The 26,282-nt window shown below is 42.4% G+C and carries 20 protein-coding genes; 8 read left to right on the top strand and 12 right to left on the bottom strand.

The features are described 5' to 3' along the window. Nucleotides 1-92: 92 nt before the first annotated feature. Nucleotides 93-1,205: a 4-phosphoerythronate dehydrogenase gene (locus FHS24_RS06250; RefSeq protein WP_183620092.1), complete on the bottom strand. Its 1,113-nt coding sequence runs from the start codon at nucleotides 1,203-1,205 to the stop codon at nucleotides 93-95. A gap of 133 nt (nucleotides 1,206-1,338) precedes the next feature. Beyond that, nucleotides 1,339-2,514 carry an AI-2E family transporter gene (locus FHS24_RS06245; protein WP_227671672.1) on the bottom strand — a complete coding sequence of 392 codons (1,176 nt, stop codon included), beginning with the start codon at nucleotides 2,512-2,514 and terminating at the stop codon, nucleotides 1,339-1,341. A gap of 968 nt (nucleotides 2,515-3,482) precedes the next feature. On the opposite strand from FHS24_RS06245, the gene FHS24_RS06240 reads away from it, so the two are divergent. Continuing rightward, on the top strand, nucleotides 3,483-5,186 hold the full coding sequence (locus FHS24_RS06240) for an NAD+ synthase (RefSeq protein WP_183619791.1): 1,704 nt from the start codon (nucleotides 3,483-3,485) through the stop codon (nucleotides 5,184-5,186). A 299-nt stretch (nucleotides 5,187-5,485) separates the two neighbouring features. Next, nucleotides 5,486-6,763: a polyamine export protein PaeA gene (paeA, locus tag FHS24_RS06235; protein ID WP_183619789.1), complete on the top strand. Its 1,278-nt coding sequence runs from the start codon at nucleotides 5,486-5,488 to the stop codon at nucleotides 6,761-6,763. A gap of 81 nt (nucleotides 6,764-6,844) precedes the next feature. On the opposite strand, the gene FHS24_RS06230 is transcribed toward paeA, so the two are convergent. Then, on the bottom strand, nucleotides 6,845-7,576 hold the full coding sequence (locus FHS24_RS06230; protein ID WP_406947769.1) for a YggS family pyridoxal phosphate-dependent enzyme: 732 nt from the start codon (nucleotides 7,574-7,576) through the stop codon (nucleotides 6,845-6,847). A 408-nt stretch (nucleotides 7,577-7,984) separates the two neighbouring features. Here FHS24_RS06230 and FHS24_RS06225 point away from each other — a divergent pair, with 408 nt between their 5' ends. Both FHS24_RS06225 and FHS24_RS06220 read left to right on the top strand, forming a co-directional pair. Then, nucleotides 7,985-9,040, top strand: a complete 1,056-nt coding sequence (locus FHS24_RS06225; RefSeq protein ID WP_149490560.1) for a type IV pilus twitching motility protein PilT — start codon at nucleotides 7,985-7,987, stop codon at nucleotides 9,038-9,040. A gap of 186 nt (nucleotides 9,041-9,226) precedes the next feature. Further along, nucleotides 9,227-10,348, top strand: a complete 1,122-nt coding sequence (locus FHS24_RS06220) for a PilT/PilU family type 4a pilus ATPase (RefSeq protein WP_183619785.1) — start codon at nucleotides 9,227-9,229, stop codon at nucleotides 10,346-10,348. A 105-nt stretch (nucleotides 10,349-10,453) separates the two neighbouring features. Here FHS24_RS06220 and fur read toward each other — a convergent pair whose 3' ends face one another. Beyond that, on the bottom strand, nucleotides 10,454-10,888 hold the full coding sequence (gene fur, locus FHS24_RS06215) for a ferric iron uptake transcriptional regulator (protein ID WP_183619783.1): 435 nt from the start codon (nucleotides 10,886-10,888) through the stop codon (nucleotides 10,454-10,456). A gap of 324 nt (nucleotides 10,889-11,212) precedes the next feature. Between fur and FHS24_RS06210 the strand changes: the two genes are divergently transcribed. Then, the gene (locus tag FHS24_RS06210; RefSeq protein WP_183619781.1) at nucleotides 11,213-11,632 is read left to right on the top strand and encodes an outer membrane protein assembly factor BamE; all 420 of its coding nucleotides are present in this window, start codon (nucleotides 11,213-11,215) and stop codon (nucleotides 11,630-11,632) included. A 50-nt stretch (nucleotides 11,633-11,682) separates the two neighbouring features. On the opposite strand, the gene FHS24_RS06205 is transcribed toward FHS24_RS06210, so the two are convergent. The 4 genes from FHS24_RS06205 to FHS24_RS06190 all read right to left on the bottom strand — a co-directional run bounded on the left by FHS24_RS06205 (nucleotide 11,683) and on the right by FHS24_RS06190 (nucleotide 14,817). Continuing rightward, on the bottom strand, nucleotides 11,683-12,069 hold the full coding sequence (locus tag FHS24_RS06205; RefSeq protein WP_227671673.1) for an RnfH family protein: 387 nt from the start codon (nucleotides 12,067-12,069) through the stop codon (nucleotides 11,683-11,685). Next, on the bottom strand, nucleotides 12,069-13,211 hold the full coding sequence (locus FHS24_RS06200; protein WP_183619779.1) for a hypothetical protein: 1,143 nt from the start codon (nucleotides 13,209-13,211) through the stop codon (nucleotides 12,069-12,071). The genes FHS24_RS06205 and FHS24_RS06200 overlap by 1 nt, the downstream gene beginning before the upstream one ends. 243 nt (nucleotides 13,212-13,454) lie before the next feature. After that, nucleotides 13,455-14,123, bottom strand: a complete 669-nt coding sequence (locus FHS24_RS06195) for a c-type cytochrome (RefSeq protein WP_183619778.1) — start codon at nucleotides 14,121-14,123, stop codon at nucleotides 13,455-13,457. Between the two features lie 358 nt (nucleotides 14,124-14,481). Beyond that, on the bottom strand, nucleotides 14,482-14,817 hold the full coding sequence (locus FHS24_RS06190; RefSeq protein ID WP_183619777.1) for a c-type cytochrome: 336 nt from the start codon (nucleotides 14,815-14,817) through the stop codon (nucleotides 14,482-14,484). A 408-nt stretch (nucleotides 14,818-15,225) separates the two neighbouring features. Here FHS24_RS06190 and yihA point away from each other — a divergent pair, with 408 nt between their 5' ends. Further along, nucleotides 15,226-16,011, top strand: a complete 786-nt coding sequence (gene yihA / locus FHS24_RS06185) for a ribosome biogenesis GTP-binding protein YihA/YsxC (RefSeq protein WP_183619776.1) — start codon at nucleotides 15,226-15,228, stop codon at nucleotides 16,009-16,011. 129 nt (nucleotides 16,012-16,140) lie between these two features. Here yihA and FHS24_RS06180 read toward each other — a convergent pair whose 3' ends face one another. The 3 genes from FHS24_RS06180 to FHS24_RS06170 form a co-directional block, all read right to left on the bottom strand. After that, nucleotides 16,141-16,854 (bottom strand): HAD family hydrolase, encoded by a 714-nt coding sequence (locus FHS24_RS06180; protein ID WP_183619774.1) that lies wholly within the window; start codon nucleotides 16,852-16,854, stop codon nucleotides 16,141-16,143. Between the two features lie 154 nt (nucleotides 16,855-17,008). Beyond that, the gene (locus tag FHS24_RS06175) at nucleotides 17,009-18,019 is read right to left on the bottom strand and encodes an RluA family pseudouridine synthase (protein WP_183619772.1); all 1,011 of its coding nucleotides are present in this window, start codon (nucleotides 18,017-18,019) and stop codon (nucleotides 17,009-17,011) included. A gap of 487 nt (nucleotides 18,020-18,506) precedes the next feature. Continuing rightward, nucleotides 18,507-18,653 (bottom strand): hypothetical protein, encoded by a 147-nt coding sequence (locus FHS24_RS06170; RefSeq protein ID WP_183619771.1) that lies wholly within the window; start codon nucleotides 18,651-18,653, stop codon nucleotides 18,507-18,509. A 633-nt stretch (nucleotides 18,654-19,286) separates the two neighbouring features. Here FHS24_RS06170 and FHS24_RS06165 point away from each other — a divergent pair. Continuing rightward, nucleotides 19,287-23,675, top strand: coding sequence for an Rne/Rng family ribonuclease (locus FHS24_RS06165; protein ID WP_183619769.1), 4,389 nt, complete (start codon nucleotides 19,287-19,289; stop codon nucleotides 23,673-23,675). A 185-nt stretch (nucleotides 23,676-23,860) separates the two neighbouring features. Here the strand turns inward: FHS24_RS06165 and FHS24_RS06160 are convergent, their stop codons facing one another. Continuing rightward, the gene (locus FHS24_RS06160; RefSeq protein WP_183619767.1) at nucleotides 23,861-24,784 is read right to left on the bottom strand and encodes a DUF808 domain-containing protein; all 924 of its coding nucleotides are present in this window, start codon (nucleotides 24,782-24,784) and stop codon (nucleotides 23,861-23,863) included. A 445-nt stretch (nucleotides 24,785-25,229) separates the two neighbouring features. On the opposite strand from FHS24_RS06160, the gene FHS24_RS06155 reads away from it, so the two are divergent. Then, entirely contained in the window at nucleotides 25,230-26,090 is an 861-nt protein-coding gene (locus tag FHS24_RS06155) for a DsbC family protein (RefSeq protein ID WP_183619765.1), read from the top strand. Nucleotides 26,091-26,282 lie beyond the last annotated feature (192 nt).

Here is a 26,282-nt window from a genome sequence, read left to right as displayed (position 1 = left end):
TTACTGCAATTTAAGAATAAAAAATGGAGTTTAAATGGGTATTTTAGACTGCCTGACGTTTAAAACCAGCTAACTTTTAAAATACCTAATTTTTACGACTGCCATTCACGGCGTAAATGATAATCTCGGCGCAGTTGATCAAAGTCTGCGCCCTTTACTTGACCATCAGCTAACTTGCTTCGTAATGCAGCATCATCTTGCATAATATTATAAAATTTAATCAGTCTCTCTGGATGCGCCTTTAATTCAGACCATAAAAACATATTGAGAGGTAATAGCGTGTGCATAGACTGTGCCGGTGTGACCGCCAGTTTTTCACAAAGCGCATCATAGATAATTTGTGTACCACGCAGCTTACCTTCGACCGTATAACCGGCGATATGCGCTGTGGCAATCGCAAGTTTGGACAATAAATCCTCAGAAATTTCTGGCTCATGCTCAAACACATCAAGGACCACTTGGCGTCCAGTATGCTTAATATCTGCTACTAAGTCGTGCGCATTAATAACGGGTCCGCGCGCGCTATTGATTAATAAAGTCTCCGATGGCATCGTATCTAATGCATTTTTATCGATTAAATGCCGCGTTGGATAGTCGCTGCCGCTAGGGTTCGCGTCATCCTTCCTATCCGTCAACGGCACATGCAAGCTGATAACATTGCTTTGGCTAAGTACTTGCGCAAGGCTGGCATTATTAATATTCGATGCAGGCAGCAGCGGATCGTAACCCAATACCTGCCAACCTAAATCATGAGCATATCGAGCAAGGGTGCTGCCAATATTGCCCAGTCCGATAATACCCAATGTCACTGGCGCTATCGATGGCTGCCAATACTGCGGGCGCAAGCTTAAGATAGCGGTTAATACATACTGCGCAACCGAGTGTTTACTACAGCCTGCTGCATTGGCAAAGGTTATATTGCGCGCCGCCAAATAGTCTTGATCGACATGATCGGTACCGATAGTTGCCGAACCGACAAACTTAACACTGTTATTGTCTGCTAATAGCGCCGCTCCTATTGGCGTCACCGAACGTATCAATAGCACGTCAGGTTGTAACTCTGCAATCAATTGCGCATTGATATCACGTCCAGTGACGGCAAAAATCTTCACCGTGCGCTTCGTCTCTTGCCCAAGCGTTGATGCATTAAAGAACTCATTAAGGCTAGCGATATTGCTATCAGCAACAATGGTTAGAGGGCGCATGTTGTCGTTATTCATAGTGCTGGCATTAGGCATCTTTAAATATCCCTATTTATAATAGCTTTATTATCAACCATCGCATCATTAGGACAGTGTATTTCTTATTATCAAACTTTATGAGCTTCTCTTTTTAACCTTATATTTGGTCAGTAGAGACGGTATTTTCGTCTTTATTTTGCTCAGTCATTTTTTGCTCAGTAGCTTTAGGTTGCAGTGGACCGTCAATCAACATTCCTTCTTGCTGGGCAAATAACTCATTCTTATGCTGCGATATCCATTCACGCCATACGGCAAGGCCGATTGCCAATACCACAGGACCAATAAATAGGCCAACAAAACCAAACGCAGTTAAACCACCCAATACCCCGATAAAAATAATAATAAAAGGGATTTTGGTCGCACCACTAATGACGATAGGACGGATGAGGTTGTCAACCCAACTGATAACCAGTATACCCCAAAGCGCTAAGCCAATCCCTTCTACGGTATGTCCTTGGCTCAATAACCAAATCGATACCGCGCCCCAAACAAATGGCGTACCAAAGGGAATTAAGGCAATGATAAAAGTCACAATGGTGAGCAAGATAGGACTTGGCGCGCCAGCGAAATAATAACCAATACCCGCGAGCAATGCCTGTGCTAATGCGGTCAAGCCAATGCCATAGACGACCGCGCGCGTGGTTGTACCGACCGAATCAATATAACCATCGATACGATTGCCAATGATATTACGTAGCGCTTGACGGATTTGGCGTACCAAACTGGTGCCATCACGATAAAAGAAAAACAATGTCATCAGTGCCATCCCAAGTTTGGCCAGACCGCTAAATACGACATCAAAAGCGACTTTGCCATAATACAGATGCGACTGTACCCAAAGACGAAAAGCCTCTAACGTCCCCTCAGGGTTTTTATTGATTCTCCATAGCACATCTTTGACTTGCTGACCGATGATGGGCAAATCTTTGATCGAATCAGGCACATCTAAATAACCGACCTTGATGCGATAGACTAAATTACTAATGAGACTCAGCGCTTCTTGCTGCAAAATAAAGATACCAACGACGAGCGGCACACCAATCATAAGCGTGATGCTCACCGTCATAATGGCAGCGCTAAAGTTTGAGCTGAATCGAACTCTTTGATGAAAAAAATTATAAATAGGGAAAGTTACATAGGCTAAAATCGCCGCCCATAGCGCTGGTACAATAAAAAACTGTACGACTTGGAAACATAATACGAACAGCACCACCAATAAGGTAATGGCCAATAAGCGCTGAATAAGAAATTCTTTTGTCCAGTTTTCAATCATAGCGTATAAACCAAGAGCAGCCAGCAAAAAGCCAAACCGGCTTTGCTGTAACGTTTATAAATAGGTGGATAAAAATCACAGAGCATGTCCGTTACAGAATAGGTCCATTATTGATATCCCTTAGCGAGTATGTTAAGTAATAAGTTCTAAATAACATTAGTATTGGGTAATCATTTTTGTCATAACTGCGGCGTAAAACAGTTACTGTCAATACAGCGCGCAATAGAGCTACCGTAACATACAGCACCTTTATAAACATCATATTTGACTATCAAAACAGCATTAATTTATAAAAATATTTTTGGCTGGTTAAAATAGCGTTAATTTGATATTTATATGCGCTTAATTGAAACAATTAGCCGATAATAATGGTTTATTATGCAATAAAATAAATCCAATAAATAAGACTATGTTGTAATCTTTACTTACATTTATCTGTACGCATTATCGGTTCATATTGATGCTTGCACGTAAAGATTCCCAAGCAGATTTATCATTGTAAAATAACGGCTATCTATTGCCTTTTTAGTCACTTCTGCTGTGATATCTTGCCAGCTAAATCACTGCTCAGTTCTATTAGTACCGACAATTGATGTTATACTAAAGGGATTAATCTGAGCGCTTAAATGCTGTTAAGTTAGTATGAGCTTATAGGTTTTTAGCATTATCAGCCTTGGCGTTTTGAAAATTACTTCTTGCAATCCTCATCTGCCACCCTACTCTAGACTGTCTTAATCACTGGTATTTAGAGCGGCGCTGCATATTTTGGTATTGTCGATAAGCATTATATTAATGCCTATCTAAGCTTGGCGCTCATCATTCCGACTCACTATTCAAGCGTCGTGTTTTGAGTGCCTGATTAAACACTTATATTTTGCGTTACTTTTATAAATTACTTTGATTTGGTTTTATTTGAAACCAAGACGGATTCAACACATTTACATAACCTATTGATAGGAACAATAACAATGTCAAGAGACACTGCAAAAGATACTGACAACCCCAATTCTACTGCCTCAAATGACGCCAATACGGCATCTAAACCGCAAGACAGCGTGACTTTTGCGCTAGCTCAATCGCATTTTTTAGTGGGCGATATCACAGCCAACGCTGAAAAAATGCGCACGCTTGCACTACAAGCCCGTGAGCAAGGAGCGGATGTCATTATATTCCCAGAGCTAGGATTATTGGGCTACCCACCGCAAGATTTGTTGCTACGCCCAAGCTTATCGGGTCGTATCAAAAGCGCACTGTCCTCTTTAAGTGATATCGATGACATCGTGATGATTGTAGGCTATCCGCATGTCGACCATCATGGCACCTTTAACTCGGCTGCGATTTTGCATAACGGTCATCAAAAAGGCTTTTACCATAAACAAATCTTGCCAAATTATGGCGTATTTGATGAGCGCCGTTATTTTGATAAAGGTCGTAATCAAGTCTTGTTTGACTATAAAGGCATTACTATCGGTCTGCTTATCTGCGAAGATTTGTGGGAAAAAGGTCCGATTGCCGAGCTTAAAAAACAAGGCGCTGACCTAATTGTGAGCTTAAACGCTTCGCCGTTTGAGATTGAAAAACAAGACAACCGTAAAACCATGCTCGCCAAACGTAGCCGCGAAAACAACCTGCCTATCATTTATCTGAATGCTGTTGGCGGTCAAGATGACTTAGTATTTGATGGTGGCTCTATGGCCATCCAAGCCGATGGCAGCGTAGCTCACGAAGCGTCACGCTTTATGAATCAGCTTATGCTAGCGACATTTAATGTAAAGACGGCGAAATTTAATACACAAGCGAAAGCGCCTTTATCATTGAGCCGTGAGTCGGAGATGTACCAAGCGCTGGTCGTTGGTCTACGTGATTACGTCAATCTTTCAGGCTTTACTGGCATCATTGTTGGCTTATCAGGCGGTATTGATTCAGCCTTGACCTTGTGTATTGCCGTCGACGCTCTGGGCGCTGATAAAGTCTATGCGGTAATGATGCCGTACGAATACACTTCGCAAATCAGCTTAGAAGATGCACAAGCACAGGCCCGTCGCTTAAACGTTTCTTATACGGTCTGCCCGATTTTTGATGCGGTTGAAGGCATCCGTCATACCTTAGCGCCATTATTTAATAAATCGCCTGCTGATACCACCGAAGAGAATATACAAGCGCGCGCACGCGGTGTGGTACTAATGGCATTGTCTAATAAATTCGGTCATTTGGTCATCACCACGGGTAATAAGTCAGAGTTAGCGGTTGGTTATTCAACATTATATGGCGATATGGCCGGCGGCTTTGATGTGCTAAAAGACGTGTATAAATCACAAGTTTATAAACTGGCCAGCTACCGTAACCGCTTAGAAGATACGCCTGTTATCCCTGAGCGCGTGATTACGCGTCCGCCATCGGCTGAGCTGCGTCCTGATCAAAAAGACCAAGATAGCCTGCCTGACTATGATGTCCTAGATGGTATCTTAATGTCGTATATCGATGAAGATATGGGTTATCAAGATATTGTCGATAAAGGCTTTGATGCTGACTTGGTTGCCAAGGTTATTAAAATGGTTGATAACAGCGAATACAAACGCTCGCAAGCACCGATTGGCACTAAGATTAGCCATAAAGCCTTTGGTCGTGAGCGTCGTTTCCCACTGGTGAATAAATGGTCAATCAAAGGCTAGGCTTTAACTACTGATTTATCATTACAACCTTTTAGATATGCTGTTATTTTTTAGATTAATGTTTATTTAAATGACAAACTAGAAGGTTAGATAGATTTAAGTTTTTATATAGTTTTATATAATATTATTCAAGTGTTTTATAATTAGCTGGGTGCTTACCCAGCTTTTTTAGTTTTTATTGATAAATAATTTTCATTATCTACTACTTGCCCCAAATTTTTATACATATTTTTTACTCCTCACTATTCTAACTACTGTTTTTAATCTAACTACCCTATCTATTTTTATCCGAGTCCGTCATGAGTTTGATCACTGCTACTATCTTCCTTCTTTTATTACTTACCTTGAGTGCTTTTGTCTCTGCCGCCGAGATTGCCATCGCTGCTGGTCGCAAGATTAAGCTCCAAATCATGGCAAAAGAAGGCGAAGTCCGCGCTCTTGATGTCCTGCATATGCAAGAAAATCCTGGTGGATTTATTACTGTGGTGCAAGTTGTTCTGAACGCCGTTGCCATTTCAGCCGGTGCGGTTGGTGAGTCAGCCATTAGCCCTTATTTGCAGCTGTTGATCAAGCATGAAGCGGCGGCATCTATCATCTCATTCGTGCTTATTACCAGTTTATTTTCCCTACTTGCTGATTTGATGCCTAGGCGTTTGGCGATGTCTAATGCTGAAATCTTTGCTGTGCGACTGGTACGCCCTATGATGGCGTTGACCTTTATTTTTAAGCCGGTTATTTGGGTCTTTGATGGCGCCGCAAACCTTATCTTTGAGCTTTTTGACATCTCAACCATTCGCCAAGACGACATTACTCCAGAAGATATCTATGCCGTAATGGACGCTGGCGCTGAAGCGGGTGTGCTCAAAAAACAAGAGCACCATTTGATCGAAAACATCTTTGAGATGCAAGAGCGTACCGTCACCTCAGTGATGAATCCGCGTGAGCATATCGTTTATTTCGATAGCAAAACCAGTACCGAAGAAGTGGTCGAGGTGATGATCGCGCAGCCGCATAATAAGTTTTTGGTCTGTGAGGAAGACGATTTAGAACAAATTATCGGTTATGTAGAGTCGCGCAGCTTTTTAGCCTTGGTACTTAACCAGCAAGAAGTTAGCCTCATTGACAAAGCGCTATTAAAACCAGCGTTATTTGTACCCGATACTTTGTCTTTGTTTGAAGTGTTAGAGATGTTTAAATCGACAGGTGCTGACTTTGCCGTTATCGTCAATGAATATGGCTTGGTGGTTGGCGTCATTACCCTACGCGATGTGATGAGTATTGTCATGGGTGAACTAGTGACAGTCGAAGAGCAACCTATCGTACAGCGTACGGATAATTCTTGGCTCATCGATGGTATGACGCCTATTGAAGACGTCATTCGGGCGCTAGATATCGTCAATTTACCACGCAGTCAGAACTATGAGACCATCAGCGGCTTTATGATGTATATGCTACGCAAAATTCCTAAAAAAACCGATACCATTGAATATGCCAATTATCGTTTTGAGATTATCGCTACTGACAATCTTAAAATTACGCAGCTACTCGTCACCAAAATTGAGGAAGCAGTTAAATAATTACCATACTTTAAGCTCAATGCCAATGTAAGCTTTAGCATCTTAATATGAGCTTAATTGGTTTAATGACAATAACAAAAATCAGGCACGCGCTCCAAATATTGCCGTACCGACGCGTACCATGGTCGAGCCATTGGCAATGGCTGCGCTCATATCCTCACTCATACCCATGCTCAGCGTATCCCACTGCGGCAACTCTGGATGCTCAACCTTGATATCTTCAAATAATTGCTTAGTTCGAGCAAAGGCATCGGTATTGGCTTTTGCCGGAATAATCATCAAACCACGCAATTGCAAACGCTCGTAATGTTTAATGGCAGATATTAATGCGGGCAATTCAGCTGGCAAACATCCTGATTTGCTGTCTTCAATATCGATATTAACTTGTATCAATACATTAAGGGGCGGCAGTTCAGTTGGGCGTTGTTCATTGAGGCGCTTGGCAATAATCTCACGCTCTAGTGTTTGAACCCAATCAAAATGCTCAGCAATATCACGCGTTTTATTACGCTGAATGCTGCCAATATAATGCCAAATTATAGGTTCACATTCTGGCTGTTCTCGCAAAACTTGTATTTTTTCAAGCGCTTCTTGCAGATAATTTTCACCAAAATTACGCTGCCCTTGCCGCGCTAATGTCGCAACCATCTCAGCAGGCTTGGTTTTGGATACCGCCAGTAAAGTGACTTCATTATTCTGCCTTGTCGCTTGTGCACACGCCTGCGCCACCTGTTTATTAACCTGCTGCCAACTTTCAATTAAACTTATATTATTTACCTCACTTTCATCATTTTGCATGTCAAGTGAAATCATTTCGGTAGTAATATGGTTTTTATGGGCTTGCTTAGAGATGTCATTCATAAAAGGCTCACAGGGATAAAAGATGCTATTGTCTTAGATAATTGTTTTTATAGGTCGTTTTAACTTTTGATAAATACTTTGTTAATAGCGAAATGATAAACTCATATTAATAAACAATGAAGAACTGAACTATTTTTGCATTTTATTTATATAGTAGATGGTTAAATAGCCACAGTCTTGTTATGATATTGTTACATGGTCTAACATTTACTACTAAAGACAGTAGTAATGGTAACAAAGACAGCGAATATCAACATATTTTTAAGATTATTGGCTTAGATGGCGTTATAGAATAAGTATGCGTTATATATTCTATACGCTTTTTGGCTCACCCTTATTTATTGATAGGAATATCCGATTATGGCTGAAAAGAATAACTTAAGCATCGAAGACTTGCTGCGCTTTACAGTCAAGCATAAAGCCTCAGATTTACATATTTCAGCCGGTATGCCAGCGATGATTCGTGTCGATGGTGAGATGACCCGTATCAATATGCCAGAGATGAGCCATCAGGTGGTGCATCAGCTTATTTATGACATTATGAATGATAAGCAGCGTGCCGACTTTGAAGAATTCTTTGAGACCGATTTCTCTTTTGAGATTCCAAATCTAGCGCGCTTTCGTGTTAACGCTTTTAACCAAAACCGCGGTGCAGGCGCGGTCTTTCGTACCATTCCTTCTAAAGTTCTTACCATGGAAGACTTGGGTATGGGCGAGGTGTTCAAACGTGTGTCCGACTTTAAACGTGGCGTAGTATTGGTTACAGGTCCGACGGGTTCAGGGAAGTCTACCACGCTGGCGGCCATGATTGATTATATCAATGAAACTCGTAAAGAGCATATCTTAACCATTGAAGACCCGATTGAGTTTGTCCACGAGTCTAAGAAGAGCTTGATTAACCAACGTGAAGTACACCGCGATACCTTAGGTTTCGAACCAGCTCTACGCTCTGCCCTACGTGAAGATCCAGACGTTATCCTCGTTGGTGAGCTTCGTGACCTTGAGACTATTCGCTTAGCGTTGACCGCCGCTGAAACGGGACACTTAGTCTTTGGTACTTTGCACACCAGCTCAGCGGCAAAAACCATTGACCGTGTGATTGACGTCTTCCCTGCTGCTGAAAAAGACATGATTCGAGCGATGCTTTCAGAATCATTGCAGGCCGTCATCTCGCAAACTCTTTTGCGTCGTCAAACTGGTGGACGAATTGCAGCGCATGAAATTATGCTAGGCACGCCCGCAATTCGTAACTTGATACGTGAGAATAAAATCGCCCAAATGTACTCCTCTATTCAGACGGGTGCAGGCGACGGCATGATTACCCTTGACCAAACACTTAAGAACCTTGTCTCAAAAGGTACTATTAGCAAAGATGTTGCACGTCCTTATGCCAAGCAGCCTGAGGCGTTTATTTAGTACTGGTTTTTAGAAGACTAAACCCTTATAGCCCTAGGTTTTGATAACACTAAGTTTTAATAACATTACAAATTGACAATCATAGATTTTTAATCGGCTTTATTCATTTTTAATGGTCGTTATTGGCAGTCTTTAAAAGTTTATTGAAGCACCTTTTAATCTATATATTCCAAGTGTAGGTACGTTATGGACATTGATAAACTTTTACAGTTAATGATCAATAAAAATGGCTCTGACCTTTTTATTACCGCTGACGTTGCGCCATCCATGAAAATTAATGGCAAAATTCTACCCGTGGGCAAAACGCCGTTAACGGCTGAGCAAACCTTGAGATTAGTCAAAGGGGTGATGACGCCAAGCCAACAAAAAGAGTTCGACGAAACCAATGAGTGTCAGTTTGCGATTACAGACCAAGCTCAGCAAGCGCGTTTTCGGGTTAGCGCCTTCATACAGCGCGACATGGCAGGAATGATTTTACGGAAAATTGAAAATAAAATTCCGACGGTTGAAGAGCTGCGCCTGCCACCAGCATTAAAAGAGCTGGCCATGAAAAAGCGCGGTATCATCTTGTTGGTTGGTGCAACAGGTACGGGTAAATCAACTACCCTTGCGGCAATGATTGGGCACCGTAACCAGAACTCACATGGTCATATTATTACCATCGAAGATCCTATCGAGTTTGTGCATAAGCATCGCGGTTGTATTATCACTCAGCGTGAAGTCGGTATCGATACCCACTCTTTTGAAGCTGGTCTAAAAAACACCTTACGCCAAGCCCCTGATGTTATTTTGATTGGCGAGATTCGTAACCGCGAGGTCATGAGTTATGCGATTCAATATGCTGAGACAGGACATCTGGTTTTCGCCACCTTACATGCCAATAACGCCAACCAAGCGATTGACCGTATTATTCACTTTTTTGAAACCAGTCGTCATAATCAGTTGTTTATGGACTTATCATTAAATTTACAAGCCATTATCGCCCAGCAGCTGATTCCAACGCCTGATGGTAAAGGACGCCGCGCTGCTATTGAGATTTTATTAAACTCACAGCTGATTAGTGACTATATCCGTAAAGGCGAAGTTCATGAAATCAAAGATGTGATGACGCGCTCACGGGAGAGTGGTATGCAAACCTTTGACCAAGCGCTGTTTGACTTGTATGAACAGGGCGAAATCACCTATAAAGAAGCCATTCTCCACGCTGACTCCCCTAATGATTTGCGCTTAAAAATCAAACTGAGCAATAAAAACGGCACTGCCAATTTAGATGAAGGCGCGGATAGTTTATCGTTAGATATTACTTAGCTTAAGATAATTTAGTTAATATTTTCAATAAAAAGAGCCCTCATCAAATGTGAGGGCTCTTTTTATGGCTTTAGAATTATACGTATAAGATATTTTTTGAAACGCTTATTTTGCGTTATCTTTACAAGCCTGATTGTCGCAAATACCGTAGAGCACTAAGGAATGACCTGATAACTTAAAGCCATGCTCTGCCGCTACTTTGGTCTGCTCTTCTTCGATGATTGCATTATGGAATTCGATAATCTTACCGCAGACATCGCAAACCAGATGGTCGTGATGCTCTTCTTGGGTAATCTCAAATACTGATAGATTGTTTTCAAAGTTATGACGTTCAACGATACCCGCTTGCTCAAACTGCGTCAGCACGCGATAAACGGTTGCGAGACCCACATCCTCACCTTGCTCAATCAGCGCCTTATACACCTCTTCTGCACTCATATGATGCAGCTCTGCGCTTTCAAGCAGCTCTAAAATTTTGATACGCGGTAACGTTACTTTCAAACCCGCTTTACGTAAATCTTGATTGGTAAAAGAAGCCATAATATCCCTTCTGACTATGAAAGTCTTAGCAAATAAATTCAAAAACACGAGTTAAAAAATCATTAATCATGAGTAATAATAGCTGATAAAAAAATATCAGCTATAAAGACCTAGCCACTCTTAGGCGAATTTCTAGAGCATTTTTTTATAAAAATCTGACGCCAAGTCTATGAATTTAAAATATAAATAATAAATACTGCAAGATAGCGTTTGGTAAATAATGTCGTAAGTGGTAGGCAATTGCAAGTAAATGACGTATCATTTGTCCAAGATTGCCTGCAAGACCAGCATTATCGGTTCTTAGCTGCGCCTAACCCATTTTTTATGAGTCATCTTACCATGATAAAGACATTGAATTTTCGTTCGTTAAGCTCTGCAAGCGCAGTACGCAAAATTGCCATTACCAGTATGCTTAGTGCCGCTGTCGCTATGTCTGGCTGCTCATTACTGAGTGTGTATAAGATTGATTTGCCACAAGGTACTGCTATTACCCAAACCCAAGCACAAAAACTACAAGTGGGTATGAATCAAAATCAAGTACTTTATATTCTTGGCAGCCCAGCAATTAAAGATACATTAGAGCCTAAACGCTGGGATTATATTTACGATTATAAAGCAGGGACAGAAGGTCGCCGCAAAGGTATCGCCGATGTTAAAAATGCCAGCCAGCACTTAATTGTTTATTTTGATGATAATGGTATAGTAACTCGTATCGAAGGTATCGACAGCCTACCGGCGTCGTAAATCTGTTCGCAAATTATGACTAATAGCTAACAAATCATAGCGACTAACGGTTAACCTCGAGATTTGTTTTTGCGCTGAGACATAGGATCAGCGCTTAAGCTGCGATATACCTCTATCCGATCAAAGGGCTGCAATGTATAATTTAGCGGCTGTTTTTGCGCATATACCCCGACACGCCAACGCTTAGCCGTTGGCGTCGTCATATCAGCCACTTGTTCGCACCACTTTGCCAGCTCTTCAAACTGTGTCAGCCAACCCACTTGCGCCAATGCCTCATACAAAGTAGTACCTTGACTGACTTGGACGGTTAGGTAATGCTGACGCTCTGCCTCTTCTGCATACGCCAGATATACCGTCATCAAATTGCTCTGCTCAGCCTGAGACATATTGACGTTAGCCTCACTGTTATCAGCTGCATGGTTATTAACAGCATTCATTAGCTTAACCACTGCATCACCCAACCGATTAGCGCTAACAGCAACGCTAGAGGCACAATCAAGCGTATCGCAACCCGCCATAAGTTATAAAAAGCTTCATTGCCAAAGTTTAAAGACTTACGCAAATGGCTGATTTTCATCTGCCAACCGGCAAAAACCGACAGTAATAACACAGCGACACTACTGATAATCACCAAAATGCCAACCAGCCAATTGGTTGGTATCGCAATCACTAATAAAAGCGCTACTACAAAGGTTAATAGTACACTGACTAGCAAGCCAAATTTATGCGCCAATTGCTGCGTACTATAATGTAGTAAGTAGCTGGCCACAAACAGCACCCCGACCCAATACAGTAACTGGCCAATCGGTGGTAATGCCATACCGCTGATAAATAGTGCGATGACACCAACTACGAGCTGTAATATCCAGATTGGTAGCACAAGCTTGGTTGCGCGATATTCTTGCGTAGCATGATGACGAGAAGGTTTTTGGGCGTTATGATTATCCACCCCTACCGCGGTAACGGCTTGCTTACTGACTAAATGTTGACCAAACCAATATAAGCCAGTACCTGCACCCACACTGACCAATGCTAAGGCAACGGCACGTGCCCACTCACTTAAACTAATATCGGTCATCGCAAAAGCAACGTTTGGTAAACCGTTTGCCACTCCCAGCAATAACCCTATCAGCATTAAACCTAAGCCAATCGGCAAAGGTGCAACGCTCAGTAAACTTAACAGGACAGCAATAACCATTAAACCTACGGCAATAGCGAAGCTTGGTACATCAGGCGCGCTATTTAATTCCGTTAGAGCGGTTAAAATACCAGTACTCGCACCAGATACGACCAGGGCTGCAATAATAATAGAGACCAATGCTGCGAGCCAACCAAAACCGCGCCATAAGGAACTGGCGTCTGCCTCGCGAGTGAGCTTTTGCATACCCGCTAAAGGCGCCTCGGCACTACGATAGGCCAAGGCAATCTCAGCATAAACGACGGGTAATGAGACCAGTACCATCGCTAACAGCCAAAGCAACCAGAAGTCGATTTCACCAATGGATGCGGGTGCAAACCAACGGAACAATAATAGCGGTAGCAGCGCGGCGATAAAGTAAGAAGCATAGCGAATCATCATAATTTAAATCCAAGCGATTCAAAGTGAATAACATTTAATGATATAAATCTTTAATAAGCGTCTATATTGTTTCTATTAGCTTTATATATAGGCGACTTATTTGATATAAGCTTTATAAAAGATTATGCAAATTATATAAGGACTAACAGTTATAAAAAAACCCCGAAATCGGGGTTTAATAGCTAAAGCATAACAGCTGCATGAAAGTACATAAGTTAGTATTTCATTTAAACATGCGACAAATTAGTGGATAGCACTCACATAATCTGACAAGATGCGAATATCGCGATCAGACAGTTTTGAAGCAACGGTTTGCATCATACCCACCTCGCCTTCTTTTGCGGCATCGTTGACACGTTTTTGCTCATCGCTGTCAACATCATCCACACGACCAGCCGCACGGAAAAGCTTTAATTGAGTAGAGATATATTCAGCATGCTGTCCACCTAAACGTGGAAATGCAGCCCAAGCGTTACCTGCTGCATCTGGACCATGGCAGCCTGCACAACCGATGACACCGCGTGTCTTATCACCGCCTAAAAATAGCTTAGTCGCTTCTTGTGTGGTTGCAGGATTACCAAATGCCACACCCCAAGGTTTTTGGCTCGCATAATATCCTGCCACGTTGGCCAAATCTTGCTGAGATAAATTGGCAACTTGTGATTGCATGATACCGTTTTTACGATAGCCTGATTTAAAATCAACCAATTGTTTGTATAAGTACTTCACGTTTTGACCGCCAAGATTTGGCTGGGCTGGTATAGGACTCACACCATTAACACCATGACAAGCAGCACAAACAGTTTCGGCGACTTGTTTACCAGCGTTAAGATCATATTCAGGAACAGTGATAGCAGCTTGTACGCTGAAACTTGCAACACATAAGCTGGCGGCAGCGATTAACTTTTTCATTGATACAAATCCTACTAACTCGGCGTAAGCATTATCTAGCATGATTGTATTATTTAAAAACGCAAGATATACAGAGCCATCATTTAGCCAGCTAAGCCATATATTCTGCGGTCTTTATCACAAGCAGCCCGAAAGTACTTACTAATATCAGGGTTTATTTTGGATTATTATAGCAAGACTTTTTACTATTTGCCTACTTAATCGTAGCATTGCACTTTTTTTCTACTCATATCCTAATCACCTGTTTAATAAAAACAAAAAAGCGCAAAAGGTTTAGCAACCTTGCGCCTCATATCTTTTTTATCAACAGTAATTAATAGCTTTATAACTTAGGCATGACCTAGGCACAAGTTGAGCGTTATTTACTCATATATTCAATAAGTTTACGGTAGTCATCATCGCTGCAGTCTGTGCACAATCCACCAGCAGGCATTTGAATCATGCCACTTTTCACCGATTTAATCAGCGCTGGCATACCTTTTTGTTTGATAAGCTGTTGCCATTTAGCACTGTCGCCTTTTTTAATGGCATTGAGCGCACCACTATCGTGACAAGCGGCACATGAGTTATTATAGGACGTTGCAATATCAGCCGCACTGGCAGTACTTAGCATCGCCGTACCAATTATGAGCGCGGTTGCCGTACTAACTAATAAGCGATAGCTTTTAGCAACTGTTGTGGTGATTGAGAACATGGGACACCTCACATCGTTTTTTCATTCGCTTAATCAATAATTTTATTAAACGTCTTTCATTCAATCTGTCTTACTAAAGATTGTAACAATATATGTCACATTAATATATATAAATATAGTTTAGCTTTGTTAACGGCTGCTAAGAAAGCAAAAGGCTGCTCTAGGCACCAATTTACTTGAAAGCCATTTTAAGACCATGTCGCCAATAGGTTGTAATTAATATAAGGGTAATGGCCGTTATTTCAATAACTAAGCGCCGTAATAGTATAGAATAGGCGGTATCCTAAAACCCTTATATGATTAAAGTCTTATTTTTGCAGCGCATCTATTCAATACGCTGCTGTAAGCACTGCTTAATTTAAAAACTTTTATTACCGTATCCAATTTTTCAAGATTAATGAGTCACTTATGAGTACCCCGTTCAAAGATGTCGCCGCTGAACACGCGGATTTTAATACCAAAGCCCGTCAACGCATTCAGCAAACTGAATTTCTGATGTCTGCGCCGACTTTTCGCCTTTGTCCGCCTGATGTTGGGCTAGAGATTGCTTTTGCTGGACGTTCAAACGCTGGTAAATCGTCCGCTATTAATGCATTGACCAATCAGCGTCAGTTAGCACGCTCGTCTAAGACGCCTGGTCGTACGCAGATGATTAACTTTTTTAGTATTGGCGATACCGATAGACGTTTGGTTGATTTACCAGGTTATGGTTATGCGGCCGTACCGCTTGAGATGAAAAAAGAATGGCAGGTTGAATTAGAGGAATATCTCGTATCGCGCTCAAGCCTTGCAGGTTTAGTGCTGATGTCAGATATTCGTCATCCGCTGAAGTTCTTTGATGAGCAAATGCTGCATTGGGCAAAAGATGGTGATCTGCCAGTGCATATCTTGCTGACTAAAGCAGATAAACTTAAGTATGGTGCTTCCAAAAACGCGCTACTGAATACCCGTAAAAGACTAAAGCAATTGGGCTTAAACTGTACGATTCAGCTATTTTCAGCGTTAAGAAAGGAAGGTCTTGATGAGCTGGCAGGTATCATGGGCAATTGGTATGAGTATCAGCTAGATGCAAATAAAATTATTGAGTCCTCTTTTGCCTTACTAGAAGGTGCTGAGCTAGAAGACGCGATTGCAAAGGACGCTGCCCAAACAGGCAGTGTTGAAAAAGACAGTGCTGAGAAAGACGACGAGTAAACCTCATAGTTTTTGCCAGTCACAGTTTTTAACCAATTACAGTCTTTAGTTAAAAAGGGTTTATCGCTAATAACGATAAACCCTTTTTGATTTTTATAACCATCTTTTACCATTTAAACGAATGTTTATTTAAGCACACAGTAGCTCAGCTAAGGCTTGCGGGGTATCGACTTGATAAGTTGGCTGCTGGGCAGCAAGCTCGCTACTCGACGCCGCACCATAATTGACCGCAATACTGGTCATGCCCAAACGGTTGGCCATTTGGATATCATAAATACTATCGCCGATAAATACCGCCTGCGAGATAGGCTGCTTAGTATGGGCTAAAATATCACTCAGCATTTGCGGGTCAGGTTTTGAGCCTGACTCATCAGCACAGCGCGTGATGGCAAAATAGTGATGACTATCAGAACCCTCTAATACCCGATCTAATCCCTTTCTTTTCTTGCCAGTGGCGACAGCAAGCTGCTTATCTTGCTGTTGTAACGTTTGCAGCATATTTTCTATTGGTGCAAAAAACGGCGTACGATGGCTGTTTGGAATATAGTAGTCCGCATAACTTTGCTGAATCGCCAGTTTCTGCGCAGCGGTTGCTTGCGGGTATAAAATCTCAATACCACGCATTAAGCTCAGCCCAATGATGTCTTTGATTGCCTGATCGGTGGTGGTAAAGCCATGCGCCTCGCCTGCGACATGCATCGCCTCAACGATTAAGCCAATCGAATCCATCAAGGTGCCATCCCAATCAAAAATAATCAGCGTTTTATTGGCTAAGTGATGCTCGGCTGCTAACTCAGGAGTATTGGCTGCGGCGAATTTATTAGCGAGTGATACTACTGTCATGGACTAACCCTTAACGATTCATCGTGAATGCCGGATGTGAAAACGTCACGGTCACTTATTTGGCTAAGACATGCCCTTATAAGTGACTGTGACGTTTATGCTTCATACTGAATATTAATATATAAACTGAGAATTGAATATCAGTCCTTTAAGCTTATTCAGGTAGTTTAATGTCTGCTGGTAACCAAGCTACCATCTCATCTGGTAATGGCGCGGTAATGGTCTCATAACCGGGAATATCTAAACGCCACGCATGTAAGCATAGACGATGTACGCCAGACTTGTCATGCACATTGTATTTATCATCACCTAAGATAGCATGACCGATATGCGCTAAGTGTACACGAATTTGATGAGTACGACCGGTCAGTGGCTTAGCTTCAAGCAAACTGACTGGCTGATTGGCCAGCATAAAACGACCATGAACGATAATATCTGTCTGGCTTTCTTTAGCTTGCGCATCTTGTGCATCTACTTTTACGCGGCGCTCACCACTAGCCAGCGTATAGCGCAATAATGGCGCATCGATACGCTGCTCGTTCAGTGCAGGCTGACCTTTGGCGATACATAGATAGTGTTTTTGGATGGTTTTGTCGACCAGATGCTGCTGCAAGGCTTTTAACGATGAGCGTTTTTTAGAAATCATCAGCAGACCTGAGGTATCTTTATCGATACGATGAATCAGCTCTAAGTACTTTTTACCCGTCACTTCACGCATGGCTTCAATAACGCCAAAATCTAGACCACTACCGCCATGAACGGCGATACCAGAAGGTTTATTCAATACAATTAAGCCTTCATCTTCGTAGACCACACGTGCCAATAAACTCTTGGCAAATTCGGTACTGATAATAGGTTTATCACGGGTGGCTAGCTGGACAGGTGCGATACGCACGACGTCTTCACGCTGCAATCTGTCATGCGCTTTACAGCGTTTATTATTGACGCGCACTTCGTCCGAGCGAATCATTTTATAGATATGCGGTTTAGGCAAGCCTTTTAGACGATTGAGCAAAAAGTTGTCCAAGCGCTGGTCATGCTGATGGCGAGTGACTTCAAGGTAATTCACCTTTTCAAAGTTACTAATTTCGTCATCGGCGCTTTGCGGGCGCGTTTTGCTATTAAAGATAGCCGGAGCTTCGTGGATAGTTTCGTCGTTTGTCATTTTGGCATTCGTCATTTTTAGTTAGGTATTTACATAAAGATTTGCTATAGTTTAGCATGTTGAGCGCCAATTAAGCAGAGGCTGCGACAATAATTCATTGTTGTTACAGACAGTGCAGCGCCATTTTATTACTGGTCAGTACTGATTAGTAAAGCGCTGCCAGCTTATAAAACCTGCCAAGCTTGTGTGTTTCATCCGATTTTAAGGGTGTTATATTCCTTGATATATCCTATAATGCCCCATAAATTGTAAGAACAACGCTGACATTTATTAGTACCAAACTGTATTTATTAGTATCAGATAAATTATCAGTATAAGAGTGTTTATCATTACAGAATATTGTGACATTAGACAACATCGCTTTGATAGATTGCGTAACAACAATTTTATCAAACGATAACAACATAACATTTACTCACTACCGCATAACCACGACTTGCTTTGATAACTATTTATGTTCATACATGACTATTTATCCTACAGTCCTTTAGGCGCGCAGATGAGCAAGTATGGGTCGTTTAGAGCCAGAATCGAGCATCATTAATTGATTGTCGATAGCTGCCTGAGTATTGGTGGTCAAACAGAGGACGATAAGTAGAATAGACAAGAGACACCGTGCCGATAAGCCGGTCATTTATTCTGTTTGCCAAGTACGCCCCGCTGATGACGACAGCAGCGCCACCTAGCTTTGAGATACCCCAGATATTATTGACGTTATACCCAAAAGAACGATAAATAAAGAATGACCAATTGCTTCACCTAAAAGGATAACCGCTGCACGGCATTATTTTATACGATGACACTTATTTAATAGTCCTTAGTTAACAGCGATATTATTGCTAGACCTTGATTGATTACTGTGACAGCACGATGCTTTTTTAGTACCTGTGACCTCTTGACTCCCAGTCACTATCCACCGCCACCCTTACAACGTGTGCTGACCACCAAACTGGATAAGACAACTGTCATAAAAGACCACTAACTTGCTCATGCATTAATCATTAGAACAAGCCTATTCATAATAACTCTATAGATAGTAGCCTTACACCCTATCTTATCTATGTGAATGTTACCGACATTAGCGTATTTTATAGCTAATAAATTTAGGTCGAAAAGCGATTGCGAAAAGCCCACGCGCTTATCCCATTCCTGCTTTACGTTCTACCGCTCATTAACGTCTACTCAGCTAATTGTATTATTAGCCCCACTTGCTACCCTGCCCTAAAGCCTGTCTCGTCGTTGTTCTGCGTACTCATAGGATACCAATATGAAACGCATTTTGATCAACGCTACTCAAAACGAAGAAATTCGTGTTGCCCTTTGTAAAGGCAACCATCTTTACGATTTCGATTTAGAAAATCGTACCCGTGAACAAAAAAAATCTAACATCTATAAAGGTCATGTGACCCGTGTCGAGCCATCGCTTGAAGCGGTGTTTGTCGAATATGGCTCACAGCGTCAAGGCTTCTTACCGATTCGTGAAATTTCTGCTGAATACTTAAGCGGTAATCCACGCGATGAAAACATCAAAAAACTGATTAAAGAAGGTGACGAGCTCATCGTCCAAGTTGAAAAAGAAGAGCGCGGTAATAAAGGCGCTGCCCTATCAACTTATGTGTCATTAGCTGGGCGCTATTTGGTACTAATGCCAAACAACCCTCGCGGCGGTGGTATTTCACGCCAAATCTCAGGTAAATTGCGCGAAGATATGAAACGTATGCTTGGCAGTTTAGATTTACCAAAAGGCATGAGCGTCATTATTCGTACCGCCGGTATTGGCAAAACCCAAGAAGATTTGCAACACGATTTAAATCACTTGCTCAACATTTGGCAAGCCATCCAAGAACAAAATCAAAAATATCCTTCACCGCGCTTGGTGCATCAAGAAGCTGGCGTCGTCACCCGTGCCGTACGTGATTATCTACGTGACGATATCGCTGAGATTTGGATTGATAACGAAAACGCTTATATCGAAGCGGCAGGCTTTATCGATGCAGTGATGCCAAAACAAGCTGAGAAACTGCGCAAATATACCGATTATGAGCCAATGTTTTCACGCTTTAATATCGAAAAACAAATCGAAACTGCTTATCAGCGTGAAGTTCGCCTGCCATCAGGTGGCTCAATCGTTATTGACCAAACTGAAGCCTTGGTGTCTATCGATATTAACTCAGCTAAGTCGACTAAAGGCTCAGACGTTGCTGAAACGGCTTATCATACCAATCTAGAAGCCGCCGATGAGATTGCTCGTCAATTGCGTCTGCGTGATATGGGCGGCTTGATTGTCATTGATTTCATTGATATGAATGACAATAAGCATCAAAAAGAAGTTGAAAAACGTCTAGTCGATGCGACCAAATACGATCGTGCACGTGTCCAATTCGGTGATATCTCTAAATTTGGTTTGATGGAGATGAGCCGTCAGCGTCTGCGTCCATCACTAGAAGAGTCGACTGGCTATATCTGCCCTCGCTGCCATGGTAATGGCATGATCCGTGACTTGCGTTCGCTATCACTATCTATTATGCGTCAAATTGAGCAAATCGCTCTTAAAGAACGTCAAGGCGAAGTACAGGCAGAAGTCCCAACTGACATTGCGGCGTTTTTATTGAATGAAAAGCGCGATGCCTTGGTTTACTTGGAACAAGACAGTGGTACGCGTATTACCATTTTGCCGCACGCGCATTTAGAATCACCAAACTTTAAGCTGCACTTTAACCGTGACGGCTTTGCACCTTCAAGTTATGAGCGTATTACGGATACAGCCCAAGAACATAGCGATTTGGGTTATGAAGTTGACTGGCAAACCGCTGAAAAAGAGCGTCCTGAGCAGCAGCCTACGCGCCAGCCACGTCAAATAGCCGATAACAGCAGTAATAATAACGCTAACAGCAGTCAAGCGACTACGAGCGCCAATAATCAGCAAAGTGCGCCTAGCCAGCAGCAGAATACGACCAGTCATAGCAATGACCATCGTAGCAATGCCAGCAATGTTTCATCAGCACGGGCGCCACAGCCACAAACACAGATACAAACGCCGACGCAAAGTGCACCGGCTGTTGTGGCTACAGCTGCGCCAGTAGCGACCCAAACCACACCTGTTGCTGCTGCCCAACCGAAAGCCGTTGCTTGGTTGTCTAATTTATTTGCGCAAGCACCGCAAGCACAAACCACCCATAGCGTCAGTAGTCGTGATGCAGCTGAAGCCATTGAAGCACTGGTCAATACGGGTGCACAAAGCTTAGGCTCGTTTGGACAAGTTGATAACAGTGTGCTTACTGATAACCATCAAGCTACAGCTGCGCCGCAAGACAATGCTCAGCAAGCTAATAATCAGCAGTCAAACGTTAACGTCAATCGTCAGCAGGCCGCTAACAACACAGCTGATGACAATAACGATGCTGAAGAAAGAAGAAGACGTAAGCCACGTAAATCACGCCCTTCTAAGACGCGCCAAAGAAAAGAGCCATCAGATGAAACGAATGATAACGTCGCTAGTGAGACGACAGACAGCAGCATAAGTAGCGCTGATAATAAAGAATCGAACAGCCAAGATAAACGTCAGCAGGATAACAGACGCCCTAACGACCGTAATCGTAATAATCGTCAAGACAACGATCGCAATGGTAATGGGAGCAACGAAAATAGCAAAAGCAATGAACGTCATGAGCGCACCGATGCTGATGACAAAAATGCCAATGCTGCAGACGAGCAGACTCGTGCTAAGCGTAAATCAAATAGCCAACGTCAATCACGCGGCAAGCTTGAGCGTGGTGCGACGTTAAACGCTGATAATGCACAGCAAAATGCTAAAGATGGCAATGGTAAAAGCCAATCTAGCTCGCGCCGCAACCAAGACCCTAACGAAGTTATTTTACAGGTCAATGAAGCAGCGATCGAACTTAAGGCGCCAGAAGTTGTACATTTATCCTTAGATGACAGTAAATCTGTAGCAGCAGCTCGCCAAGCACCTGAAAACCAAAGCGTTGAAAAAGCTAGCAATGACGCTGATAAGCAGAAAATACGTCAAGAAGACAGCACTCCGAAAAATGCGGATAATCAAGAAACTGTTGAGCAAAAGACTGACAGTCAAGCTGCTAAAAATAGCCGTAAATCGGTTGATAGCAGTGAAAAAAGCAGTAAGCAAGTTGATACCGCTGAAGCTAATCACAGTGACGACAATAAGGTAGAAGAAGCAAAAATAGCAGAGCCAAAAGTAGACCAAGCACAACCTAGCGCTACTGAAGCTAAGGTGCAAATGTCTGATACTAAGTCTGTAGACGATACTAAAGTCGCCGCTAAAAAAGTTGATGCTAAAGAAGTAGGTGCAGATGAGCAAGTAACGTCTATCAGCAGTGATGTTCAAAATGACCGTCCAGCTGATAGCAAAAAGCCAGTGGAAAGTCAAAAGCCAGTAGATACCACTGCTAAAAATGAAGCAGCTACAGAAAAAACTCAGGAAACTGCTTCTGATGTTGCTACTGATGCTGAGTTCAAGGCTGGCGATGATGCCAGCAATAGCAAGCAACCAGCGTTTGAGCTTAACCATGACGCCTTGTTTGCTAAGCGCTATGTGACGGCTAATAAGTTCGGTCAAGCCAGCAATGACCCACGTCTGGTACGTCGTCAGCAGGCTCAAACACCGACAACCAAAACATCAGTAGCTGAAATACCTCAGGCAAATCAGCAAAACAAGCCAACCGCTGTAAATATGCCAGCTATCCGTGGTACGGTTGGTGAATTTATCCGTGCGATGCTACCAGAAGCGCAAGCACGCTTAGCAGCAGAGGGTGTTATCAACTGCTTTAATGCAGCCATTGCCTTGCATGTAAAGCAAGCTCAAACAGCTACTACTGACGAGGTCAAAGTCGATAGCAGTAATGAGCCTAAAGTAGTGACTGGCGAAACTGCCAATCAAGGCTTTAACTTTAGTAACTATGGTTATCAGCCTTTAGCAGCAGATTATCTCGCCCGCTTTGAGACGATGACGCAAGCGGTCAGTCAGTTTGCCGCAGCACAAGGTAAGACAGCCGTTGAGCCCCGCGCCATTAGCAAGCGCGCAAGCAATGACCCACGCGGTCAGCATCCTGACTATCAGGAAGCAGCTGTGGTGACAACTCAAGAAGCGCCTACAAATGACACTTTGACTGTCGACAGCGACGTCAATGCTCATGTAGATGCTCATAACGTAGAAGCGAACGCTCTTGCAAATCAGGGTCAGACAGATGAGATCAGCGCTGATAGTGAACAACTATTAAAGTTTGAGCAAGTACTAAAGGAAGAAAACGTGGCGCAATCTGAGGCTTTGGAGGCGGAAGGCGTTAAGACAGTAGATTCTGAGACTAAAGATGCTGAGGCTGAAACCACTGTTTCTGATATCGAGCAAAGTGAAAACGACCAAGCTACTGAGCCAACTGAACAAGCATCAGAGCCAGCGACAAAAGAAGAAATTCAGGCAGCGAAGTCAAAAACAACCATCGCTAGTTATAAAAACATGATTGAAAATGTGGCTGAGCAGTTGTTGCCACAAAAAGGCATGTTTAACTTAACCACGCCAAAAGTACCTAAGGCACGTACGCGTAAGCCGAAAACTGAGCATAAGAAGCCAACGCAGGCGGAAAAACCAGAATCTGATGATACTGATAGCGAAAGCTAATCGCCTTTTGTAAATAGTCTTCTATAAAATGTAAAAGCCCCAAAGTTGTTAGCAACTTTGGGGCTTTTTTCTATCTTGTTTAGCGTAGTTGTTTATCAATAGCGGTTTTTATCAACAGCGCCTGTTATAAATACGACTTTTTTAACAATTAGAGCCTTTAATAACCAGCGTTTTTGAGAATAAGGTTAATGTGCAGAAGTTGCATCTTTATTGCGTATTTTGTTAATCACCGTAAATAAAGCAACGATAGCAGCTCCAATAATAAAGCCAATGACACCATTTAATAATGCCGTGGTAAAGCTCTCAAAAATACCAGTCAAATGGGCAATATCTTCAACTTCATGGTGTAAAAAACTAATACCATGTACCAAGATACCACCACCGACTAAAAACATCGCCAAAGTACCAGCGATCGATAAAAACTTCATCAATTTAGGCGCTGCAGCAAACAAAATCTTACCAACTTTTTGAGTAAACTTGCCGTCTTTTTCCATCATATGCAAACCAACATCATCAATCTTGACAATACCAGCAACCAAACCATATATACCGACGGTAATACTAATGGCTAAAATAGACAGCACCAAACTGCGTTGTAACAAGGTAGCCGTTGCCGTCGCGCCAAGCGCAATCACGATAATTTCTGCCGATAAAATAAAGTCGGTACGTATTGCCCCTTTGATTTTTTCTTTTTCAAAGGCTACCAAATCGACCGTTTCATCAGCATTGGCTTGCCGACGAGCTTCTTGCTCTTCATCGTCTGGCAAGGCATGCGGCCAAAAGCGGTGAATGACTTTTTCAGCACCTTCATAAACCAAAAATAAACCACCACACATTAATAAGAATGTAATTAATGGTGGGTAAATAGCACTGATAAGAATCGCCGCTGGCACCAAAATGAGCTTATTAATAAAAGAGCCTTTGGCGACCGCCCAAACGACGGGAAGCTCACGATTTGCTTTGACGCCTGAGACTTGCTCAGCATTCAATGCCAAATCATCACCCAACACCCCCGCGGTTTTTTTGGCGGCGACCTTAGTCATGACCGACACGTCATCTAATATCACACTGATATCATCAAGTAAGGTTAATAAACTGGCACCTGCCATATGAGCTCCTTAGAAAAATTTTGGTAACGGATAATTTGATATATGACCTATTAAAACGGTCGTAAAATACTGCTATTAAAAACATCTATCCAAAACAATTATAAAAAATGGTTATGAGAAACGGTTATAAACAGTAGCCTACCTAGACATAAGCCGAGATGAAATAGTACAAATGTATTTTATTTCTACTGTTGTAACATTTATCTATAAATTGTAGATTTGACAATCCTAATAACTTGCCTTTAGTGGTTATTTATAAAAATATGCTAATATGGCAGCTATTACCACTTATCTTTTATTATCAATAAATTATATATCACCATTGTAATATATCGCCCTGATAACAAAATCTAGTGAATATAGGGTAAGCATTTACACACTTTTTACTGCCCTCTTTTTTATATCTATATCTTGCTTAGGCACGACCGCCTAAAGGAAACACCCTATGTTTTTACCTTCTTTTTCTAAAACCACCCCCACCCGCGATACCTTTTCTCGCAAGCCTTTATCTCGTATGATGATGGGTGCGTTGCTAGTCGTGGTTGCGGCAGGCTGCTCTAATAATGCGGCTGATGCAACCAGCAACACAAGCATTGTAAATAGTGCAGAAGCCAAAGTCAGTACCGCGCAATTGGCAGCCGATAGCGATTCAGCAGTGGTAAAAGCCTTACAAGCAAACCTAAAAGCTTCAGGCATTGAAGAAAATATTCTTTCAGCCGTACCAACAGATATGAAAGATATTTACTGGGTGACGGCGTCGGGCTTACCGTCTTTCTTTACTGATAAATCTGGTAAACACATTATCCAAGGGCAAATCATTGCCGTTGGTGCAGAAGCACCGGTTGATATCAGTGGTGCTTTGGTTGCCAAAACCGCGCAAGAAGCGCTAAAAGCGGTCGACAAAAAAGATATGATTATTTATCCTGCTAAAGGGGTGACCAAATCTGTCGTGTACTCCTTTACCGATGCAGATTGTCCTTATTGCACCAAGCTCCATGAAGAGATAGATGACATCAATGCGCGTGGTATTGAAGTACGTTATTTGGCATGGCCTCGCAGTGAGGGCAGTATTCCAAAGATGGAAGCCATTTGGTGTAGCGAAGACCGCAATGCTGCGATGGATCAGGCAAAAATGGGCGCTAACGTCCAAGCCCCTAGCTGTAATAGCCCAGTAAAATCACAAATCGAGCTGGGTATGGCATTGGGTGTGCGCGGTACACCCGCTATCTTTACCGAGTCTGGACAACAAATTGGTGGTTATTTACCAGCCGCACAATTGGCACAAACGGCGATTGATGCCAGCTAATCACCTACCCTGCTATTATTGACTTTGGCGACAGTGAGTTTGGGTAGACGCCACAAGCGCTTGTCGGTATGATACGATAAAGCGCCTGGCGATATTAGTCGTATATTTTTATACCGTTTTTCCTTATATCAGCACTCTTTATATCAACCCTTTTATATCAGCGTTTTTATGTAAGAGTCTGTATAGAAGCAT

This window comes from Psychrobacter luti (genome assembly GCF_014192115.1).
In the GTDB taxonomy this organism is placed as follows: Bacteria; Pseudomonadota; Gammaproteobacteria; order Pseudomonadales; family Moraxellaceae; genus Psychrobacter; species Psychrobacter luti.
This window is presented reverse-complemented; position numbering and strand designations above follow the sequence as displayed.

Bases quoted from the DNA above. Each gene is read 5' to 3' on its own strand.
- FHS24_RS06250 (WP_183620092.1), bottom strand. From the start codon at position 1,205: ATGCGCCCTCTAACCATTGTTGCTGATAGCAATATCGCTAGCCTTAAT.
- FHS24_RS06245 (WP_227671672.1), bottom strand. From the start codon at position 2,514: ATGATTGAAAACTGGACAAAAGAATTTCTTATTCAGCGCTTATTGGCC.
- FHS24_RS06240 (WP_183619791.1), top strand. From the start codon at position 3,483: ATGTCAAGAGACACTGCAAAAGATACTGACAACCCCAATTCTACTGCC.
- paeA (WP_183619789.1), top strand. From the start codon at position 5,486: ATGAGTTTGATCACTGCTACTATCTTCCTTCTTTTATTACTTACCTTG.
- FHS24_RS06230 (WP_406947769.1), bottom strand. From the start codon at position 7,576: ATGATTTCACTTGACATGCAAAATGATGAAAGTGAGGTAAATAATATA.
- FHS24_RS06225 (WP_149490560.1), top strand. From the start codon at position 7,985: ATGGCTGAAAAGAATAACTTAAGCATCGAAGACTTGCTGCGCTTTACA.
- FHS24_RS06220 (WP_183619785.1), top strand. From the start codon at position 9,227: ATGGACATTGATAAACTTTTACAGTTAATGATCAATAAAAATGGCTCT.
- fur (WP_183619783.1), bottom strand. From the start codon at position 10,888: ATGGCTTCTTTTACCAATCAAGATTTACGTAAAGCGGGTTTGAAAGTA.
- FHS24_RS06210 (WP_183619781.1), top strand. From the start codon at position 11,213: ATGAGTCATCTTACCATGATAAAGACATTGAATTTTCGTTCGTTAAGC.
- FHS24_RS06205 (WP_227671673.1), bottom strand. From the start codon at position 12,069: ATGAATGCTGTTAATAACCATGCAGCTGATAACAGTGAGGCTAACGTC.
- FHS24_RS06200 (WP_183619779.1), bottom strand. From the start codon at position 13,211: ATGATGATTCGCTATGCTTCTTACTTTATCGCCGCGCTGCTACCGCTA.
- FHS24_RS06195 (WP_183619778.1), bottom strand. From the start codon at position 14,123: ATGAAAAAGTTAATCGCTGCCGCCAGCTTATGTGTTGCAAGTTTCAGC.
- FHS24_RS06190 (WP_183619777.1), bottom strand. From the start codon at position 14,817: ATGTTCTCAATCACCACAACAGTTGCTAAAAGCTATCGCTTATTAGTT.
- yihA (WP_183619776.1), top strand. From the start codon at position 15,226: ATGAGTACCCCGTTCAAAGATGTCGCCGCTGAACACGCGGATTTTAAT.
- FHS24_RS06180 (WP_183619774.1), bottom strand. From the start codon at position 16,854: ATGACAGTAGTATCACTCGCTAATAAATTCGCCGCAGCCAATACTCCT.
- FHS24_RS06175 (WP_183619772.1), bottom strand. From the start codon at position 18,019: ATGACAAACGACGAAACTATCCACGAAGCTCCGGCTATCTTTAATAGC.
- FHS24_RS06170 (WP_183619771.1), bottom strand. From the start codon at position 18,653: ATGACCGGCTTATCGGCACGGTGTCTCTTGTCTATTCTACTTATCGTC.
- FHS24_RS06165 (WP_183619769.1), top strand. From the start codon at position 19,287: ATGAAACGCATTTTGATCAACGCTACTCAAAACGAAGAAATTCGTGTT.
- FHS24_RS06160 (WP_183619767.1), bottom strand. From the start codon at position 24,784: ATGGCAGGTGCCAGTTTATTAACCTTACTTGATGATATCAGTGTGATA.
- FHS24_RS06155 (WP_183619765.1), top strand. From the start codon at position 25,230: ATGTTTTTACCTTCTTTTTCTAAAACCACCCCCACCCGCGATACCTTT.